This is a genomic window from Pseudomonas neuropathica, assembly GCF_015461835.1.
Lineage (GTDB): Bacteria > Pseudomonadota > Gammaproteobacteria > Pseudomonadales > Pseudomonadaceae > Aquipseudomonas > Aquipseudomonas neuropathica.
Genome location: NZ_JACOPX010000018.1, coordinates 103,823 through 122,442, shown reverse-complemented (window position 1 = coordinate 122,442; position 18,620 = coordinate 103,823). Strand labels below are relative to the sequence as shown.

The window sequence follows — 18,620 nt, the reverse complement described above, 5'->3', positions numbered from 1 at the left end:
CGACTTTGAACATTTTGAAAGTTGGTCTGTGCCTGATGGCGGCCTCGTTGCTGTGCGGCTGTAACCCGCTGATGAGCGCTTCGTTAAATAACCTCAAGGCCGCAGTCGTCGGCCCGGATGAGGTCGATGTGTCGGCGGCCGAAGTGGCGGGGGTCAACTATCCGCAAATGAAACTGACCACGCCTTCCGGCTCCGGGGTGCTGGCGCTGGTGCGCGAGCGTGAAGACCTGCAGTTCTGGGTCGCCTCGGGCAAACAGGTTCTGCTGCTGCGCAATGGCCTTGCCGTGCGCTCCATTGGCCTGGGTCTGGAAGGCGATCTCGATGGCACGCGGTTGGCCGACGACTCGCCGTTCAAACAGGGCCTGCATCACGTTGCCGACGGGTTCACCGCGCGGCGCTGGATCGACCTGTACAAGGGCCAGGAAGTCGGGGTGATCGTCAACAGCCGTTTCTCCCGTCGCTCGGAACAGACCCTGAAGATTCTCGACAAGGAATACACGGTGCTGCGTGTCGATGAACACATTGACGCCCCGGCCATTGGCCTGAGCGCGACCAATCGTTACTGGGTCGACCCGCGCGACGGGTTCATTTTGCAGAGCGAGCAGCAGCTGACGTCGCAGTTGCGCGTCAAGGTTGTGCAACTGACCCCAGATCGCAGGCACCTGCCGTGATGCGCCTGAAAATGTTATCGGCGGGCCTGATGCTGGTCGCGAGTGTGAGTCAGGCGGCCGTCACGGTGTCGGGCGATGTCGCCAATCCTGGGCCGGTCGCGTTGCCAGCGGGCGGGCGCTTGCTCGATGTGATCAGCGAAGCCGTGCCGAATGCCGAGGGCTATTGGCTGGCGGGCGGCTTGCTGCGGCAGTCGCTGATTGAGGCGCAGACACGACTCAAGGTCGGTGTGTTGTTTGATCTGGATGTGCTGCAACGCATGTCGATGCTGTTCGACCGGCCGAGTCGGGCGGCACTGGCGCAGCGCATTGCCGAAGAAGTGCGGCAGATGCCGGTAACGGGGCGGCAGATCGCCGATCTCGATCCGGTAGCGCTGGAAGTCGGCTTCGCGCGCAACATTCGCCTCGACGACGGCGATCGTCTGGTCTATCCGAAGCGCGTCGATGAAGTGCAAGTGCTCGGCGCGGTCGCCGAGCCGTGTCACTTGCCGTATCAGCCGCTGCAGGAGGCCCGCGAGTACCTGCAAGGCTGTTCGATTCTGGACGATGCCGAAGCCGATTACCTGTGGCTGATTCAGCCCAACGGCGTCTCGCGGCGTGTCGGCATCGCCCACTGGAATCGTGAGTCCGGGCAGTTTCCGGTGGCCGGCAGCAAGATTCTGGTGCCGGTGAAAAATGATGATCTTGATCCGCCTCTTCCTGAACTGAATCAGCAGTTGGCCGAATTCATTGCCACGCAGCTGGCCGAGGTGGTTCGTTGAAGTTACGTTTTGCAGCTGTGTTGTTATTGCCCTGCGGTCTGGCTCATGCCGAACCGCGCATTACCCAGAATGACTTCGGTGGCACCGGGCTGTTGCAGACGCCGACGGCGCGCATGGCCCCGGCCGGCGAGCTGAGCGTCAACGCCAACCGCACCGATCCGTACAGTCGCTACAGCGTTTCGTTGCAGCCGTTGGACTGGCTCGAAGGCTCGTTTCGCTACACCGCGATCACCAACCGGCCGTACGGCTCGGAAGCCCTCAGCGGTAGTCAAAGCTATAAGGACAAGGCGGTCGACGTCAAAGTCCGGCTGTGGCAGGAGAGTCACTGGCTGCCCGATGTGGCCCTGGGCTTCCGAGATGTCGGCGGTACCGGTTTGTTCTCCAGTGAGTTTTTCGTCGCCAACAAGCGCTACGACAACTTCGATTTCAGTGCCGGCATTGCCTGGGGTTACCTCGGTAATCGCGGCGACATGGACAACCCGTTGGGCTACGTCAGCGATCGCTTCGATACCCGTCCGGCGCTGGAAGGCACCGGTGACGTCAACTCGGGCTCGTACTTTCGTGGCCGGCCGTCGTTCTTCGGTGGCGTGAGCTATCAGACGCCTTGGGATCGTCTCAGCCTGAAACTCGAATACGAAGGCAACGATTACAAAAACGAACCGAAGGACAACGAGATCAAACAGGACTCGCCGATCAACCTTGGCGCGGTGTTCAAGGTGACCGATTCGGTCGATGTCAGCGCGGCGTGGGAGCGCGGTAATACGGCGATGTTCGGCGTGACTTTCCACACCAATTTCGTCAGCCGCAAAGCGCCGGCCAAGACCTACGATCCCACCCCGGAACCGCTGCCGGCGAAGGCACCGAACACGGCGATGGATCAGGTCAACTGGGCCAACGTCTCGCAGCGTTTGCAGCAGAATGCCGGCTACAAGGTCGAGCGCATCACCCAGCGTGATTCCGAGCTGATCGTCTATGGCGAGCAGCAGCGCTACTTCCATTCGTCCAAGGCTGTCGGGCGGGCGAGCCGGATTCTCGACAACAGCGTTAACGACGACATTGACTGGTTCACCGTGGTCAACAAGCGCTACGACTTGCCGCTGGAAGAAACCAGCTTGCCGCGCCAGACCTTCCGCGAAGTGATCAACAACGAGGAGCCACTGGAATCGCTGCACCGCACCACCGAGATCAACCCGGCGATGCCACACAACGAGAAAACCCTCTACACCGAAGCGCCGCAGCATTTCAGCTATGGCGTGGGTTTGGGCTTCAAACAGAACGTCGGCGGTCCGGATGGCTTGCTCTATCAATTGAGTGCTGATGCCGACGCCGAATATCGCTTCAACCGCAACACCTGGTGGAGCGGTTTGCTCAGCGCCAACCTGGCCAACAACTTCGACAAATTCACCTACGACGCGCCGAGCGGTTTGCCGCGTGTGCGCACGGATTTGCGTCAGTACCTGACCACGTCTAACACGACCATGCCGTTGTTCCAGGTCAGCCATGCCGAGCAGTTGGATAAAGACTGGTATGGCATGGTCTATGGCGGTTATCTGGAGTCGATGTTTGCCGGTGTCGGCGGTGAGGTGTTGTTCCGCCCGACCGGTGAGCGCTGGTCGGTGGGCGCGGATCTGAATTGGGTGCGGCAGCGCGATTTCGATCAGGGTTTTGCCCTGCGTGATTACTCGGTGGTGACCGGGCATGTCACGGCGTATACCGATTTACCGTTCGATACGCTGGCGGCGGTGAGCGTCGGGCGTTATCTGGCCGGGGACTGGGGCGGCACGCTGGACATCTCGCGTGAATTCTTCAATGGCGTGCGCTTTGGTGCGTGGGCGACGATCACCACGGCGGGCAGTGCCGAGTATGGCGAAGGTAGTTTCGACAAAGGCATCTACCTATCGATCCCGTTCGACGAAATGATGAGCATGTCGACCATGCGCCGCGCCAACCTGGTCTGGGCCCCGCTGACCCGTGACGGTGGTGCGCGACTCAATCGCAGCTACCAACTGCACTCGATGACCGATAGCCGGGAAGGGGACATGTTTTATCGGAATTTCGAGAAGATTACCGAGTAAGCGCGGATCTCCCGAACACCCGAAAACCTGTAGGCGTGAGCCTGCTCGCGATAGCGCAAGACCAGTCGACATCCCCGTTGCCTGACCCACTGCTTTCGCGAGCAAGCTCGCTCCCACATTGGCTATTTGTCACACCACAAATCCCAGCCAATCACAAATCCCCTGTAGGAGTGAGCCTGCTCGCGATAGCGCAAGACCAGTCGACATCCCCGTTGCCTGACCCACTGCTTTCGCGAGCAAGCTCGCTCCCACATTGGCTATTTGTCACACCACAAATCCCAAGCCAACCACACATCCCCTGTAGGAGTGAGCCTGCTCGCGATAGCGTCCGACCAGCCGACATCCCCGTTGCCTGACCCACCGCCATCGCGAGCAGGCGAAGGCCTACATTGGCTATTTGTCACACCACAAATCCCGATGCCATCCCGGATCCCTGTGGGAGCGAGCTTGCTCGCGAAGGCATCAGTGCAGTCAGCATCCTGGTTGCCTGACCCACCGCGTTCGCGAGCAGGCTCGTTCACCCGCAATCCAGCTCCACTCCCAAATCCCACGCACAAAAAAGGGGACTTTCGTCCCCTTGCGGTATCCAGCTTCGAACCTCAGTAAATATCCTTCGACAGCAACGTAAACGGTGTCTTCACCAGAATCTTCAGATCCAGCCACAACGACCAGCTGTTGATGTACTGCAGGTCAATCTCGACACGCTTCTGCATCTTGTCGATGGTGTCCGTCTCACCCCGGCAGCCGCTGATCTGGGCCAGCCCGGTGATCCCCGGTTTAATCCGGTGGCGGGCCATGTACGCGAGGATTTTCCCCGAGTAGTAGTTGTTGTGCGCGACAGCATGCGGGCGTGGGCCGACCAGGGCCATATGCCCCTGCAACACGTTGAACAGTTGCGGCAGTTCATCCAGCGAAGTACGGCGAATAAAGCGACCGACTGCGGTGATGCGCGAGTCATTACGGCTGGCCTGCTTCACGTCACGGTCATCGTGAACACGCATCGAGCGGAACTTCCAGACCTTGATCACCTTGCCGTTCCAGCCATGGCGATCCTGTTTGAAAAACACCGGGCCTGGCGAGTTGATCTTCACCGCCAGCGCAATGATCAGCAGGATCGGGCTCAGCGCGATGATCGCCAGAAACGCCACGGTTTTTTCCACCAGACTCTTGCTCAAGGCAGCGGTAGGGCGACTGGTCAGCGGGCTTTCGTTCAAGTAGATCGCCGGCAGGCCGTCCACAACCTTCACCGAGTGATTGAGCAGCGTCAGACTGTTCAAGTCCGGCACCCACACCACGTCGACGTTGGCACCCAGCAAGTCACCATAAATCGCCTCGATTTTCGCTGCTTCACACAACGGCAGCGTGATGTACAAGCGGCGGATGTCATGCGCCTCGATCAGCTCCAGCAACTGTTCCTGATCACCCACTACACGCGGTGCATCCGAACCCAGTGCAGACACATCACCATTGCTGACCAAACCTACCAACGGCAGGTTTTCCAGTTGGCTGAGCTTCTTCGCCAGACCCAACGCCAGTTCGCCAGTGCCGACGATCAGCGTCTTGTGTTCGCTTTTACGCGACCGTTGGTAGTACTTGGAAAACGCATGCAGCGGCGCGTAGAGAAACGCCTGACCGAGGAAGCCATACACCGCCCAGCTCAGAATCACCTGCCGCGAAAACAGCTCATCGGCCTGGCAGACAAAGGCGATGCACGCCAGCGCCGCCATGGTCATCGACCAACCCATGAACAGCCGACCGAGACCGGTCAGGTAGTTGTCACGCTTGCGATAAACACCGCTAAACGTATAAGCCGGCACCGACGCCAGTACCGCCAGCGTTGCACACATCCGGTAGTAGAACGCGACCGTCCCGGTGTGCTGCTCGGCGAGTATGAACAGCAGCGTCACCACAAAGCCTTGTGCCAGCGCCCATTGGCCCCAAAAGGTCAGTCCCTTGAGGCCTGTGCTTCGATTGATACTTAAAGAAAGATCCATACGGTATCCCCAAAAGACGTCCATTCAGGTTTCAACAGTTGAAAACCGAGTTGTTATGCAGACTTATTGTTTTTGTTGTAGCGAGTGTCCTGAGGTAACAACATCGATATGCCGAACTGTCGTCAGTCAATAGACTAAGTTATTGGCTGGAATGGTGTCTGACGAGTTCTAACAAGATGGCACAGTGCCAACTTTTTAATAATTAAATAGAAGGGTGTTAGAAAAGGTCGTGGAGCGAGGGGTGAATAAAGTATGTTGTATTTGTTACTGTTGGAGGGGTGGAGGCAGGGAGTGTTTAATTCAGGGAGGAAGATCAAGCCAAACAGAGTGCTCTTGTTGTTTTTGTAATCGCACTTTTTCTGTTTGTTCTGTTCGTGGAGGTCTTGCGGGTTACGCGACGACTTCCTGAATCAGGCAATAACCGCGATTTCTGACGGCACGAAACAGTCGCTCACCATTACTGGCGCTTTTGAATTTGTCTTGCAGGCGACTCAGGCACATTTCCAGGCCGCGATATTGTTCCGGTTCTCGACCGATGCTGAGAATCAGCTCGTCACGACTGACAACACGCTCTTCATGGCTGAGCATTTTTCTGACCAGTGCTGTTTCCAGACCAGTCAGGCTGATTTCGACATCTTCTTTGACCAGTGCACCCTGAGCCGGGTCGAGATGCCAGGTTTCATTGCCGGGCATATCACCTTCAACGGCAGGTGGCATGTTGCGGGATTCCCCGGTAATGACCGGGACATTCTGGAAAGGATTAGCCGATTGCGCGGCGCGCCATTCGGACTCGAGCGTGGCCACTATTCGCTGAGTATCGTGTTCGATACTGCGCGGGATATTTTTTCGACTGATGCCGGGATATGTGAACTCCATCACCATTGGAGCGGAAGAGGGCGAATCAACCCCTTCAAACGAATTGAAACGTTCACTGGACAGCATGCTCTCTAATTCGCGTTGCGACGTTGTACTGTGAGTCACGACAACAAAATATTTCCTTGGGAGGGTTGTACTAGTTTCCATGTCTCTCTCCTGAATACATACCAAAATTGGCTAAAAGATAAATCGGCAGGCGAGCAATGACTTCCTCGGAAGTAATCGATAGGCAGGGTCTGGGCCCAAGATTGGCCCTCGATAAATTCCACTCGATCTGCTGCTATGTTATGGAGTTTTATTGTTATGGGGCGTGTTGTCGCGCTCATTCAATTGCTTGATTTCAAACAGGCGTGAAGCAGAACGGGAGCTATATGGTTGCATCAGACGATCCTTCGTACGTATGCAAATGGGATGGCTGCCCGAGAGTCAGGCAGTCGATATCAGACCCCGCAGCAGGCGATAGCCATAGCCGCGAATGCTCTGAATCGCGTTTGTACCATACATGTCCTTGATTTTTCCACGCAAGCGACTGATTGACTTCTCCAGCGCTCGAGGGTCGTAGAAATTGGTGTTGAGGCCCATGATGCTGGCGATTTCATCATGACTCAGAATGTGATTACTGGTTTGCGCGAAGGCTTCGAGGATCTTCATTTCGGCAAACGAGATATCGAGTTTCTTGCTGGTGCCCATCAGGCAGATACGCGTCGGATCAAGCGTCAGATCGATATCGCGTTGCCATTCTTCGCTGTTGAAGAACTCGCCCAGCAACTCGGCGCCATCGTCGGAAAGGGTATTGAGCTTGATACAAACATCCGCGCCAGCCAGATAATATTTGATCTTGTTGAAGGCGCCGCGACCGGTGATGACCGCGCAAATGATCGGTTTCAAGTTGTCGCTGCGCAGGTTCTCGACCAGGGCAAGATTGTCTTCGAGCGCCTGAGGGCTGTCGATAACCAAGAAGATCGCTCGATACGAACCAGACTGTTCATTCAACTGATATGAACTAGTGTACGCGCTGGCTTCGAGCGCCATATCAGTGCGTACATGCTGGGCGACTAGCGCTTTGAAATGTTCAGCCACGCCACGGGTACGACCCAGAGTAAGAACACCAGGTTCGTCGTTTGTCGGGCGCGGGCTTCTAGTCGCTAAGTTCGCTGAGAGCATCATGCATTGACTCGAATTAAGTGCTGACATCGGGATGTTAAAGCACCGGTTCTCATCTGTGACTGACAATTGGTAACATTTGCGCGGATTTTAGACGTGTCTCGCGAGTTTTCTAACAATAATTAAGCTTTTCAAGCTTTTAGTTGATTTTCTCGGAGGGGTGAACTACTGCTTAGATGGTGGCGATATGCAATGGTGCCACTATTTTGAGCTTATTGCGATGGCTTTGTCTATGTCCATCTGCCACTGTCTGGCCATCCCTGCATAATGTGATATTGATCACACTTTATTGTCCAGGCAACTTTTTTCTGCAAAAAGGCCTAAATATTTTCCGCGTAGTTCGTCGGCCGACGATTACTAACATGGCTTGAGTGTGTCTTTTAATAAGACGTAATCTTTGTGGCTGATGAACTTTTGCGTTTATGTATGTCAATGGTCTCACTGCAGATACTCAACCCCTGAGTGTTATTACCCGGTCGCTCATCATGAGCGCTCTGACGGAGGATTAATGGATTTCTGGACCCTTTTCCAGGTGTTGATATTAGGTGCGGTAGAAGGCCTGACCGAGTTCTTGCCGATCTCGAGTACCGGCCACCAGATCATCGTCGCCGACTTGCTGGAATTTGGCGGTGAACGCGCCATGGCCTTCAACATCATTATTCAACTGGGTGCCATCCTTGCCGTCGTCTGGGAGTTTCGACCGAAGATCTTCGACATCATCAAAGGCCTGCCCACCGAACGTAATGCCCAACGTTTCACCCTCAACTTGCTGATCGCTTTTCTGCCCGCCGTGGTCTTGGGCGTATTGTTCGCAGACGCCATCCACGAATACCTGTTTAACCCGATCACCGTCGCCGTGGCACTGGTCGTCGGCGGCATCATCATGCTGTGGGCCGAACAGCGCAGCCATGTGATCAGCGTCGAACACGTTGACGACATGCGTTGGTCCCACGCACTGAAAGTCGGTTTCGTACAATGCCTGGCGATGATTCCCGGCACCTCACGCTCCGGCTCGACCATCATCGGCGGCCTGCTCTTCGGCCTGTCGCGCAAAGCCGCCACCGAATTCTCGTTCTTCCTCGCTATGCCCACCATGGTCGGCGCCGCCGTGTACTCCGGCTACAAATACCGCGACCTGTTCCAGCCCAACGACCTGCCAGTCTTCGCCCTTGGCTTTGTCACCGCATTCATCTTCGCGATGATCGCCGTGCGCGGCTTGCTCAAGTTTATTGCCAACCACAGCTACGCCGCGTTCGCTTGGTACCGGATCGCGTTTGGTTTGTTGATTCTGGCAACGTGGCTGTTTGGCTGGGTCAACTGGACCGCCGCAGCGGCCGCCTGATCACTGAGCGCTGATCAATGCCGCAACGGCGAGATCGTTTAACGCCGAATCCGGCGACTCCTGGCGGTAGCGCTGCAAGGCCGAGGTGAAATACGCGGCCTGCAGCATGCCGTCGCTGGCCAGATAGAGTCGCGCGTCTTCCTGCTCCTCGGCGGAGTAAACACGCTTGTGACTGTCGGTTGTTTCCTGGCTAGCCGAAAAAGGTGCGAGAAATAAAGACACCAAGGTGAGCCCGGAAATCTGCGTCACCTCCCACGGCGTATCGGTACGGCCCATGCAAAAGCCATCGCAGTGTGCATAAACGTCGGAAGTGAAGTTGAACAAGGCGAGGAGGGTGAAACGCTTGAAAGCAGAAAAAGTAAACGCGGGCATAAACAAAAGACATCCTGTCAGTACAACAAAACAACGGGCAACGCTCATGCGTCGCCCGCAGACTCAAACCATCAATCAACGACCTTCAAGCAACTCAGCCGCCTGATCCAGCAACGCCAACGGATCCTTGGCCTTGTGAATATCCACCGACAACAACTGACGGAATTTCCGCGCCCCCGGGAACCCCGTGCCCAGGCCCAACACATGCCGCGTGATGTGATGCATCGCACCACCGGCCTGCAAATGCTCGGCTATATAAGGACGCAACTGCGCCAACGCCTCAGCCCGACTGATCACCGGCGCCGAACTGCCGAACAACTGCTGATCCACCTCCGCCAGCAAATACGGATTGTGATAAGCCTCACGCCCCAACATCACACCGTCAAACGTCTGCAAATGCTCATGGCAAGCCTCCATCGTCTTGATCCCGCCATTCAGCACAATCTCCAGCTCCGGAAAATCCGCCTTCAGCTGCGCCGCCACGTCATAACGCAACGGCGGAATGTCACGATTCTCCTTCGGCGACAACCCCTCCAGAATCGCAATCCGCGCATGCACGGTAAAACTGGTGCACCCGGCATCGCGAACAGTGCCGACGAAATCACACAGCTCAGCGTAACTGTCCCGACCGTTGATGCCGATGCGGTGCTTTACCGTCACAGGAATCGACACCGCGTCTTGCATTGCCTTCACACAATCCGCCACCAGTTGCGGATGACCCATCAGGCAGGCGCCGATCATGTTGTTCTGCACACGGTCGCTTGGGCAGCCGACGTTCAGGTTCACCTCGTCGTAACCGTGTTCCTGAGCCATGCGGGCGCAGGCGGCCAGATCCAATGGAACGCTACCGCCTAACTGCAGCGCGAGAGGGTGCTCGGCTTCGTTGTGACGGAGGAAACGTTCGTGATCGCCGTTGAGCAGCGCGCCGGTGGTGACCATTTCGGTGTAGAGCAGGGCGTTCTTCGATAGGAGGCGTAGGAAGAAACGGCAATGGCGGTCGGTCCAATCCATCATTGGAGCGACGGAGAAGCGGCGGGAGAGTGGGGCGGGTTGTAGAGGCATTGGGGGAATCTGGATCAGAGGGGCGAAGGTGGGGGAGTTTATCAGGATTGGGATAGGACGGAGGCCTACGCGTCGTTACTACGTGCTCTTGCTCGCTGATGAGGCGAGACGAATCGACTGAATATTGTGGTCTGGCCCCTATTTGCTGCCAGTCTCGCCTGACGCTACCCCTCTACCGCTGGAGGCCTTGAAAATAGTGGAGCGGGTGAAGGGAATTGAATCCTCGTTATCAGCTTGGGGAGCTGATAACGAGTGCTGCTCTATTTTGCTAGCCAGAAAAAGTAGTAGCCAGTAGAAATAGCAATTACTAACGCGACGATTCCCCCCCAAAAAAAATTCTTCGCTGACGATCTACGGCTAGCAATAACACTTGTTTGTTTGCCAATGAGAAATATATTGCCAGGGTAGAGGTAGCTGATTATTTTTCTAAAAGGAAAGATTGCTGATAGTGATAAAATGATTGGCAGTGCAATCATGTAATTCATTGCGTTGGTCGTGTTTGGTTTTATTGTTCTTGTATCGATTATATAGTTAAGTTTTTCGTGAATGTCGTTGCTAGATAGTATTTTTTGAAGTTTTTCGGTGTCGGTGCTCACGTCCATGCTTCTAAAGAAATATAGCATGATGCTCATTAGTATTATTATGTATGCAAATAATATCGTTTTGGCATTCGCGAATGCGAAACTTGATATTTTTGCAACTTCTTTTTCTATGTATTCTTTCAGCTCGGATGAGAGTAGGTATACGTCGTCTCTGTCTTCACCGGTTACAGTGAATTGCGCTCCATTCTCAGCATCGAAATTTATTTCAAGTATAAGCTGTTTGTCAGCGTATTCGATCGTAATGTTTTTAATTTTTCGCGTGGAGTCGTTGTCTTCAGACAGTACACGATCGATTTCGGCAGTTCTGTAAACTAGGGAGTCTTCTCTAAATACTTCGAATATAATGTCTTTGTGATTCTCTTCGGGAACTCTCTTCTTTATGTCTGCGTAGATTCTTCTGATGCCCTCTTCGTTTAACTCAAATCTTTTTTGAAATTTTCTCAAAACTTTTGCAGACATATTTTGTTCCTGAAGGTTGGTTTTAATTATTCGAGGTTAGTAGAAGATTTTTGTACGGGGTCAGAGGTTGTAGGTGTGATCCCATTGGTTGAACTCTAAAATGTTGTGCAAATAAAAATGGTGGAAATTTGTTGTTTTGAATTTTTCAGACCAATAGCCTAATCGCTGCTGCTGAGTCTGATTCAAGCCATTCCATTCGACAATCAAAATGTGTTTTGATTGTGCATGTGCCGCGATTACATCATTCAAATGCTTGTCTTCGCCAGAGTAACCAAAGACGATGATGCTTTGGGACTCATTAAGGCTGAAGTTTAAATAGTTCCAGTATGTGGACAGCACGTTCGATGCGCCAATTGCAGAGCGTTTATGGCGTACGTGTGCTAACACTATGTGGTCAGAGCCTTCAGGCGAAAAGGGGTTGAGTTCGTGCCTATCTCTTTTTCGCGCCAAACCATTATGGTCGAAGAACAGAGGAGACCCGTGAAGGTGCAGGTAATATCCGAAATTGTTATTGTATCGACGTTCAAGGGCTTCAGAGCTGAAACCCGCGGTTACCATGCCATCGACTAGAACGGTGCCAAAGTAGCCAGCCATTAGGTTTGCATCAAGGAATGCCCCATATAGCAACTTATCATAATTCAACGTGGCTATATGCGATTTTGTCTGACGCACAAATCTAATAAGAGGTTCTAAAAAGTTTTGGGGTAGTCCGCCATTATATAGATGCAGTCTTGTAGCAACTTTATGTATGTAATTTCCGACTGCGATAGGAAATTGCTGACCTTCTTGCGAAAGCCAATGCACATTCATTCTTTGCGACATGTTTATGCTGTTAAGAGTCTTACAGGCTGAAATCACCAAATGGAGAGGGTCGAGTTGGTCTTCTCGTTGGGGGACCATTCCATTACCGCCAATGCATTGGCTGATTAATTCCTTATGGACGTCAGATACGGCGAACGGATCATTCCATACGTCGGCCATTGCATTAGTTAATGAAAAGTGGCGTGGATCAAGCGCCATTCCGAGGCCATTGCCAAAAATCAATGTTTTCCTAGGCATCCTTGCTCTCCTGATCGCGTATGCGATATTTCGGCCATTAGAGGCATTTTGCCATCCAGTGGGGCGCTCATGGAAGCAGAATTCGATAGGTAAAGGAGATAATTGGTACAAAAATGGTGCCGAAGGAGTTTTGACCTACTAGGCTCTAATAAATCCGGGGTTCACAAGATGTACCCCTACAATCCATCATCGCAAGACAGGCCGCACTTGAAAAAGAACGCAATGCTTCCTGCAATTGGAGGCTGTTTTTGGTTCGATCACTAAATTCGTCGAGCTTGTTCTAAACGCAGAAATCTGGATGTGTTTAAACGTAGTCTGTTTTTGCAGTCCTTGGCCTACACCACCTTGCGCCTCCCCCTACACCTAAGACAGAATCCCCCGGCTTGTGCCTCTAGCCCGCAGGTTCTATCGTCCCTACGTCACTGAAAACCAGTGATCGGGTTTGGTAGCCCGTCTCCGTCAGAAGCACAAGACTACTGTCTTGCGACGACGTTTCTCGTCTTCGTTTTATGGTGGTCATGCGCGGGGCGTCTTCGGATGCGCCGGGGTTCCTGACGACCGGTCTACCAACCTGCGTATGGCCTCCACCCTTCGTTTGGTAGCGAGAGTGATGGCTCCTTTTCGTTTATCCGTCAGGAGTTACACCATGTTCAAACCAACACCGAACCCACCAGAAACCGATCCCGCATCCCCCTACGATTCCCTCAACCCCAAAAAACTCCACGAAGCCGCTGAGCGCGCGCTCGATCACTACCTCCTTCCCGCCGGCCACATCATGTCCAGCGTCAACGAGCCCGAGCGCATGTACCTCGCCAACCCCAAGTACGACTCGGAATCCCTATTGGCCAATGCCAGTGAAACGCTGAGCTCCGCCTCGGAAATGCTCAACAACTTCGCCGCAGCACTCGACCCCTCGCACCGCAAAACCGCGCTGGGCATTGCGCAGGTGGTGATGCTGGGGGAGTTGGCGGTGAATCAGGCGTTGGATAACGTTGAGGTGAAGGCGTAAATCAGCTCCCTCCGTGGCGAACGGCTGAGCCGTTGCCACGGAGGGGCTGTTCGCGCTGGGCAAAGCAGCCGGGAGGAGGGCGAGGAAATGGACGCGGTGATGGCTATTTAGTAGCATTTCGCGCCTTTACTCAGGAGTCGCCGCACCATGGAAGCTACATCGTCCCAAGCTTGGTACAACACACGTCCCGCCGTTGTTTTCATGGCCGTTTTTTATTGCTTTGTCGTATTGATTCAGGCCGGCCTGTGGGTGGCTCATGACGGATTTCAACAAGCGCGGGAAGGGGATATTTCGTTTCTGATGCTGCTGAACGTCTGCGTGGTGGCGTTGTTGATGTTTGTTGGCGGCTTGCTGTTGCTGGCGAGAAAGAAGATCAGTTCTCTGTGCTTTGTTCTAGCGTTGATCCTGGGAATTGCCTTCTCTCTGTCGCAGATAAACAGCGGTTCGGTTGTGCATCTGCTCACTCTGCCGATGTTCAAAGAATATGCACTGGTGTTTGGTATCTGGGTCTACAGCCTGCAATTGCGCACGACTGGCTACTTTGCCGCTAAATAACCCCCTCTGCATTGCCCGTAGCGCCCTGTTGGCTCAATAGGCCGGGCGCTTGATTGTCAGCTATTTACGTGAAGAGAATTTATGTCTGTTCCTGATAAGCCGAAGCTGCCGCTGCAAGCATTCGTGATGTCGTGCCTGGTGGCCGGCTGGGGTCTGGTGTATGTCGGTCAGGTGAAGTGGGCGGTGCGTGTTGCCGCTTTGCTGTATCTGGGTGTGATTTTACTCGGTGTCTGCGGGGTGCCTGCCACGCCAGTGGGCCTGTATGTCTTCGCTACGTTTATCGTCCTGGTGAAACTCGGCTCGGCTACGGCAGCTGCGATATCGGTGCGTAGAAACGACCATCCGGTGAACAGCCCCAGCACCCGTTTCCATGTGCTTTACGTGGTGGCGCTGGTCATCCTCACGCTGATTCTTTTGGGGCCATTGCGAGGCCCGACGCTGGGGTTCAAGACTTACTTCATCCCCTCTGGCTCGATGGTTCCGACCCTTTCGATCGGAGACTATATCGTCACCAAAATGCGCATCGACGCGCCGCAGGTGGGCGACATTGTGACTTATCGCTACAACGGCACGGAGGCGGTCAAACGTGTGGCGGCAGTGGGTGGCGATACCTTGTCGATTGTTGACGGTAAGGTCATTCGCAACGGCGAAAACATGGGGCTGTTCTTTGCACCGCCAGATCGCGTGAAGGATCCTCGTTATCTGCAAACGCCGCAGACGGTGGTCGAGAAAGATCATGTTTATCTGCTCGGTGATAACCGCGACAGCAGTAACGACAGCCGCTTTATGGGCCAGGTCGCACTCGAAGACATTACCGGTAAAGTCACCGGAATCTGGTACTCGTCCGATCGATCGAGGATTGGCACAGCCTTTCAGTGAAAACAAAAGCCGTCACCTTAAGGTGACGGCTTTCGTTTGCAGCTCTAACCAAACTGACCCGCCGACTCAACCGCAGATTTCGGCTTCCTCAACCGCGTCAACTGATAAGCAATCCCCAACCAGACAAACCACCCCGGCATGACCATCAGTGCTATCCGCGTATCAGGCCGCAACGCCAGCAACCCCAGCACGAACCCCAAAAACGCCAACGAGAACCAAGCCATCGGCACACCGCCGGGCATCTTGTAAGTCGACTTCGCATGCAGATCCGGACGTTTTTTGCGGTAGGCGATGTAAGACGCAAGGATGGTCGACCAGGTGAAAATCACCAGAATCGCCGACACGGTGGAGACGATGGTGAACGCGGTCATGACTTCCGGCACGATGAACAGCACCAGCACGCCGACCAGCATCAACAGCGTGGTAAACGCCAGGCTCAGCAGTGGCACGCTGTTGCTCGACAGTCGGCGGAATATGCCGGGGGCGTTGTCTTGGTTGGCCAGCCCAAACAGCATGCGGCTCGAGGAGAACACGCCGCTGTTGGCCGATGAGGCCGCTGAGGTCAGGACCACGAAGTTGACGATGCCGGCGGCTGCGGGAAACCCGGCGACGAGGAACAGTTCGACAAAGGGGCTTTTGACTGGAGAAACCTGTTGCCACGAGGTCACGGCAATAATGCAGGTCAGCGCGAGGACGTAGAACAGGATGATCCGCAGCGGAATCGAGTTGATCGCTTTGGGCAGGGTCTTTTCCGGCGAGCGGGTTTCGGCGGCGGCGGTGCCGATCAGCTCGGTGCCGGCGAAGGAGAAGATCGCCATTTGAAATCCGGCGAAGAAGCCGAACAAGCCGTTGGGGAACGCCGCTTGTTTGTCCACCAGGTGACTCAGGGACGCGGTGACGCCACTGGGCGAGACGAAGGAGCTGGCGATCAGCACGGTGCTGACGCCGATCAGGGTCACAACGGCAATGATCTTGATGATCGCGAACCAGAATTCCACCTCACCGAACATCCTGACGGTCAGCACGTTGAGCGCGAACAGGGTCGCCAGCATGCCGACGGCGGGTATCCACGCCGGTACGTCGGGGAACCAGTACTGGAAGAATCCGCCGACCACGACGGCGTCGCCGATCACCGCCACGCTCCAGCTCAGCCAGTACGACCAGCCGAGGAAGAATGCCGCGCGCGGGCCTAGGTAGGCACCGGCGAAGTCGGCGAAGGTTTTGAAGTTGAGGTTGGACAGGAGCATTTCGCCCATGGCGCGCATGACGAAAAACACGAACAGGCCGATGATCATGTAGATGAGAATGATCGACGTCCCGGAGAGGGCGATGATCTTTCCGGAACCCATGAACAGGCCGGTCCCGATGGCGCCGCCCATGGCCATTAACTGGATGTGACGATTGCTGAGCGTGCGCTGCAGCGCGGGCTGTTCAGGCAGCCCGGAAGGGGTCGATTTCATTGCAAAACCTCTTGATTTTATGTTTTTGAGTTTTGGCAGAAAGTAGGTGTCGAGCGTTCTTGTTAGAGGTGCAGCGGCTGATCACAAGGTGAATCGCCCCCTGTGGCTTGGGGGCGGCGGTTAGCGATCAACTGACGGTGCGCAGACGCGAGGCTTTGGCCGGTTGCGGATCCAGCAGTTGGAAGAGGTTTTTGATGTTGGCCGGCGTCGGCACCAGGTGGATGCGCTGGCCGATTTGCTGTGCCTGCGCAAGGTCTTTCAGGTAGCGCAGTGAGGAAAAGTCTTCCAGAGCAAAACCCACCGAATCGAACACCGTCACCTGCGCATCGTTTTCGCGTCCGGCGACTTCGCCCTGGACAATGCGGAAAAACTCGATCACGGGGGAGTCGGCTTCCAGTTGCTGAATGTCGCCCTCAATGCGCGTTTGCGGCTCGAACTCGACGATGACCCGGGCGTTGCGCAGGATGTCGGCGTGCAGTTCGGTTTTACCCGGGCAGTCACCGCCGACCGCATTGATGTGCATGCCGGGCTCGATCATCTCAGGGGTCAGAATGGTTGCGTAGGTTTTATCGGCGGTGACCGTGGTGACGATGTCCGCGCCCTTGACCGCGTCCTTCACCGAGCCGGCCAGAATCACGTCGATGTCCGGGAACGCGGCGAGGTTGTGCTTCAGTTTGACGGAGGCGTCGCGATCGATATCGAAGATGCGGATTTCAGTGATGCCCAACATTTCATGAAAGGCCAGCGCCTGAAATTCACTTTGCGCACCGTTGCCGATCAGGGCCATCGAAGTCGCATCCGGGCGCGCCAGCGACTTCGCGACCAGTGCCGAGGTGGCTGCGGTGCGCACGGCGGTGGTCAAGGTCAGTTCGCTGAGCAACGTCGGATAGCCACTCTGCACATCCGCCAGCAGACCGAAGGCCATGACCGTGAGCAAGTTCTGCTGGCCGTTGTTTGGGTGGCCATTCACGTATTTGAACGAGTACTGCTGGCCGTCGTCGGTGGGCATCAACTCGATCACGCCGTCTGCCGAGTGATTGGCCGTACGCGGCGATTTATCAAACTGCGCCCAGCGTGCGTAGTCCGCTTCGATGTAGCCGGCCATTTCGCGGATGGCCCGGCGGATGCCGACTTGGGTGAACAGGCGTGCAGCATCATCGACATCAATAAAAAACGTCATGGTCTTATTCTCCGATCCAGTCATTGAAGGTTGTAGAGCGCGGGCCGGCTCAGCTGCGTTTGCTCTCGAAACCGTGCAGCACGTTGACGGCATTGATGCCGATCTCATCGACCATGTAGCCGCCCTCCATGACGAACAGGGTCGGGCAGCCGACGCTGGCAATCAGTTCGCCGATGCCAATGAAGTCATCGCTTTCCAGCAGGAAATGGCTGATGGGGTCGTCCTTGAACGTGTCGACACCGAGGGAAATCACCAGCACTTCAGGGGCGAACTGCTGGAGCTTTTTGCAGGCGTGGAGCAGGGCGTTGCGGTAGCTCTCCCACGTGGTGTTTTTCGGCAATGGATAGTTGAGGTTGTAACCCTCGCCGACACCCGCGCCGACTTCGTGGCTGTAGCCCGAGAAGTACGGATAGGACACCGCCGGTTCGCCGTGCAACGAGACGAACATGACGTCGCTGCGCTGGTAAAAAATGTTCTGCGTGCCGTTGCCGTGATGGAAGTCGACGTCCAGCACCGCGACACGTTTCGCGCCCTGAGTGATGGCTTGTTGCGCGGCAATGGCAGCGTTGTTGAGGTAGCAATAACCGCCCATGTATTCGCGCGCGGCGTGATGGCCGGGCGGACGGCACAGGGCGAAGGCACTGTCGTGGCCTTCGTCGATCAATGCCAGGCCAGTGAGGGCGATATCGGCGCTGGTTTTCACCGCCTGCCAGGTCGTCGCGGTGATCGGCGAACCCGCATCCATGGCATAGAAACCCAGCTTGCCATCGATGAACGTCGGCACCTCTTCGCCGGCCAGATCGCGCACCGGCCAGACCAGCGGCAAGGCGTCGTGGGTGCGACCGGTTGCGCTCCATTCGGCCCAGGCAGTTTCGAGAAAACTGACGTAGCGCTCGCTGTGCGCGTTGACGTAGCACGAGCGGTCAAACGCGCGCGGTTCGACGATCTGCCCGAGACCGACCTGTTTGACGCGGTTGTGCACGGTATCGGCCCGACTCGGTTGTTCGAACGAAGGTTTGAGCACGCCGTCTTTCAATTCGGTGCCGTGGTGCAAACGGTGGGAATCACTGAAAACTGTAAACATTCTGCGCATCCGTTATTGT

The 18,620-nt window shown here is 55.3% G+C and carries 17 protein-coding genes; 7 read left to right on the top strand and 10 right to left on the bottom strand.

What is annotated here, in order from left to right; all coding sequences use genetic code 11:
- Window positions 1-5: 5 nt before the first annotated feature.
- Genes H8F23_RS24320 through H8F23_RS24310 form a run of 3 tightly spaced genes read left to right on the top strand, consistent with a single transcriptional unit; the run spans window position 6 to window position 3,504 of the window.
- Entirely contained in the window at window positions 6-671 is a 666-nt protein-coding gene (locus H8F23_RS24320) for a YjbF family lipoprotein (protein WP_194936082.1), read from the top strand.
- A complete protein-coding gene (locus H8F23_RS24315; RefSeq protein ID WP_194936081.1) occupies window positions 671-1,429 on the top strand; it encodes a capsule biosynthesis GfcC family protein in 759 nt (252 codons plus the stop codon). Before H8F23_RS24320 ends, H8F23_RS24315 begins: the two co-directional genes overlap by 1 nt.
- On the top strand, window positions 1,426-3,504 hold the full coding sequence (locus H8F23_RS24310) for a YjbH domain-containing protein (protein WP_194936080.1): 2,079 nt from the start codon (window positions 1,426-1,428) through the stop codon (window positions 3,502-3,504). The genes H8F23_RS24315 and H8F23_RS24310 overlap by 4 nt, the downstream gene beginning before the upstream one ends.
- A 599-nt stretch (window positions 3,505-4,103) precedes the next feature.
- Here H8F23_RS24310 and H8F23_RS24305 read toward each other — a convergent pair.
- The 3 genes from H8F23_RS24305 to H8F23_RS24295 all read right to left on the bottom strand — a co-directional run bounded on the left by H8F23_RS24305 (window position 4,104) and on the right by H8F23_RS24295 (window position 7,541).
- Complete coding sequence (locus H8F23_RS24305; RefSeq protein WP_007950006.1) at window positions 4,104-5,498, bottom strand: undecaprenyl-phosphate glucose phosphotransferase; 1,395 nt, start codon at window positions 5,496-5,498, stop codon at window positions 4,104-4,106.
- A 390-nt stretch (window positions 5,499-5,888) separates the two neighbouring features.
- Window positions 5,889-6,521: a winged helix-turn-helix domain-containing protein gene (locus H8F23_RS24300; protein WP_093433774.1), complete on the bottom strand. Its 633-nt coding sequence runs from the start codon at window positions 6,519-6,521 to the stop codon at window positions 5,889-5,891.
- Between the two features lie 279 nt (window positions 6,522-6,800).
- Complete coding sequence (locus H8F23_RS24295; protein ID WP_194936079.1) at window positions 6,801-7,541, bottom strand: winged helix-turn-helix domain-containing protein; 741 nt, start codon at window positions 7,539-7,541, stop codon at window positions 6,801-6,803.
- 505 nt (window positions 7,542-8,046) lie between these two features.
- Here H8F23_RS24295 and H8F23_RS24290 point away from each other — a divergent pair.
- A complete protein-coding gene (locus H8F23_RS24290; RefSeq protein ID WP_099756770.1) occupies window positions 8,047-8,880 on the top strand; it encodes an undecaprenyl-diphosphate phosphatase in 834 nt (277 codons plus the stop codon).
- Here H8F23_RS24290 and H8F23_RS24285 read toward each other — a convergent pair whose 3' ends face one another.
- The 4 genes from H8F23_RS24285 to H8F23_RS24270 form a co-directional block, all read right to left on the bottom strand.
- On the bottom strand, window positions 8,881-9,300 hold the full coding sequence (locus tag H8F23_RS24285) for a DUF2388 domain-containing protein (RefSeq protein ID WP_228759359.1): 420 nt from the start codon (window positions 9,298-9,300) through the stop codon (window positions 8,881-8,883).
- A 27-nt stretch (window positions 9,301-9,327) separates the two neighbouring features.
- The gene (gene dusA, locus H8F23_RS24280; protein WP_194936078.1) at window positions 9,328-10,314 is read right to left on the bottom strand and encodes a tRNA dihydrouridine(20/20a) synthase DusA; all 987 of its coding nucleotides are present in this window, start codon (window positions 10,312-10,314) and stop codon (window positions 9,328-9,330) included.
- A 260-nt stretch (window positions 10,315-10,574) separates the two neighbouring features.
- Window positions 10,575-11,375, bottom strand: a complete 801-nt coding sequence (locus H8F23_RS24275) for a hypothetical protein (protein ID WP_194936077.1) — start codon at window positions 11,373-11,375, stop codon at window positions 10,575-10,577.
- A gap of 60 nt (window positions 11,376-11,435) precedes the next feature.
- The gene (locus H8F23_RS24270) at window positions 11,436-12,434 is read right to left on the bottom strand and encodes an SIR2 family protein (RefSeq protein WP_194936076.1); all 999 of its coding nucleotides are present in this window, start codon (window positions 12,432-12,434) and stop codon (window positions 11,436-11,438) included.
- Window positions 12,435-13,080: 646 nt separating this feature from the next.
- Here H8F23_RS24270 and H8F23_RS24265 point away from each other — a divergent pair.
- The 3 genes from H8F23_RS24265 (at window position 13,081) to lepB (ending at window position 14,877) form a co-directional block, all read left to right on the top strand.
- Window positions 13,081-13,443, top strand: coding sequence for a DUF6124 family protein (locus tag H8F23_RS24265; protein WP_194936075.1), 363 nt, complete (start codon window positions 13,081-13,083; stop codon window positions 13,441-13,443).
- Between the two features lie 147 nt (window positions 13,444-13,590).
- Window positions 13,591-13,998, top strand: coding sequence for a hypothetical protein (locus tag H8F23_RS24260; protein WP_194936074.1), 408 nt, complete (start codon window positions 13,591-13,593; stop codon window positions 13,996-13,998).
- A gap of 81 nt (window positions 13,999-14,079) precedes the next feature.
- Window positions 14,080-14,877 (top strand): signal peptidase I, encoded by a 798-nt coding sequence (gene lepB, locus H8F23_RS24255; protein WP_194936073.1) that lies wholly within the window; start codon window positions 14,080-14,082, stop codon window positions 14,875-14,877.
- A 44-nt stretch (window positions 14,878-14,921) separates the two neighbouring features.
- Here lepB and H8F23_RS24250 read toward each other — a convergent pair whose 3' ends face one another.
- From H8F23_RS24250 to H8F23_RS24240, 3 genes are all read right to left on the bottom strand, one after another.
- Window positions 14,922-16,337: an amino acid permease gene (locus H8F23_RS24250; RefSeq protein WP_194936072.1), complete on the bottom strand. Its 1,416-nt coding sequence runs from the start codon at window positions 16,335-16,337 to the stop codon at window positions 14,922-14,924.
- A gap of 127 nt (window positions 16,338-16,464) precedes the next feature.
- Window positions 16,465-17,517, bottom strand: a complete 1,053-nt coding sequence (locus H8F23_RS24245) for an ornithine cyclodeaminase (protein ID WP_194936071.1) — start codon at window positions 17,515-17,517, stop codon at window positions 16,465-16,467.
- 49 nt (window positions 17,518-17,566) lie between these two features.
- Window positions 17,567-18,601 (bottom strand): histone deacetylase family protein, encoded by a 1,035-nt coding sequence (locus H8F23_RS24240; RefSeq protein ID WP_150708032.1) that lies wholly within the window; start codon window positions 18,599-18,601, stop codon window positions 17,567-17,569.
- Between the last annotated feature and the right edge of the window lie 19 nt (window positions 18,602-18,620).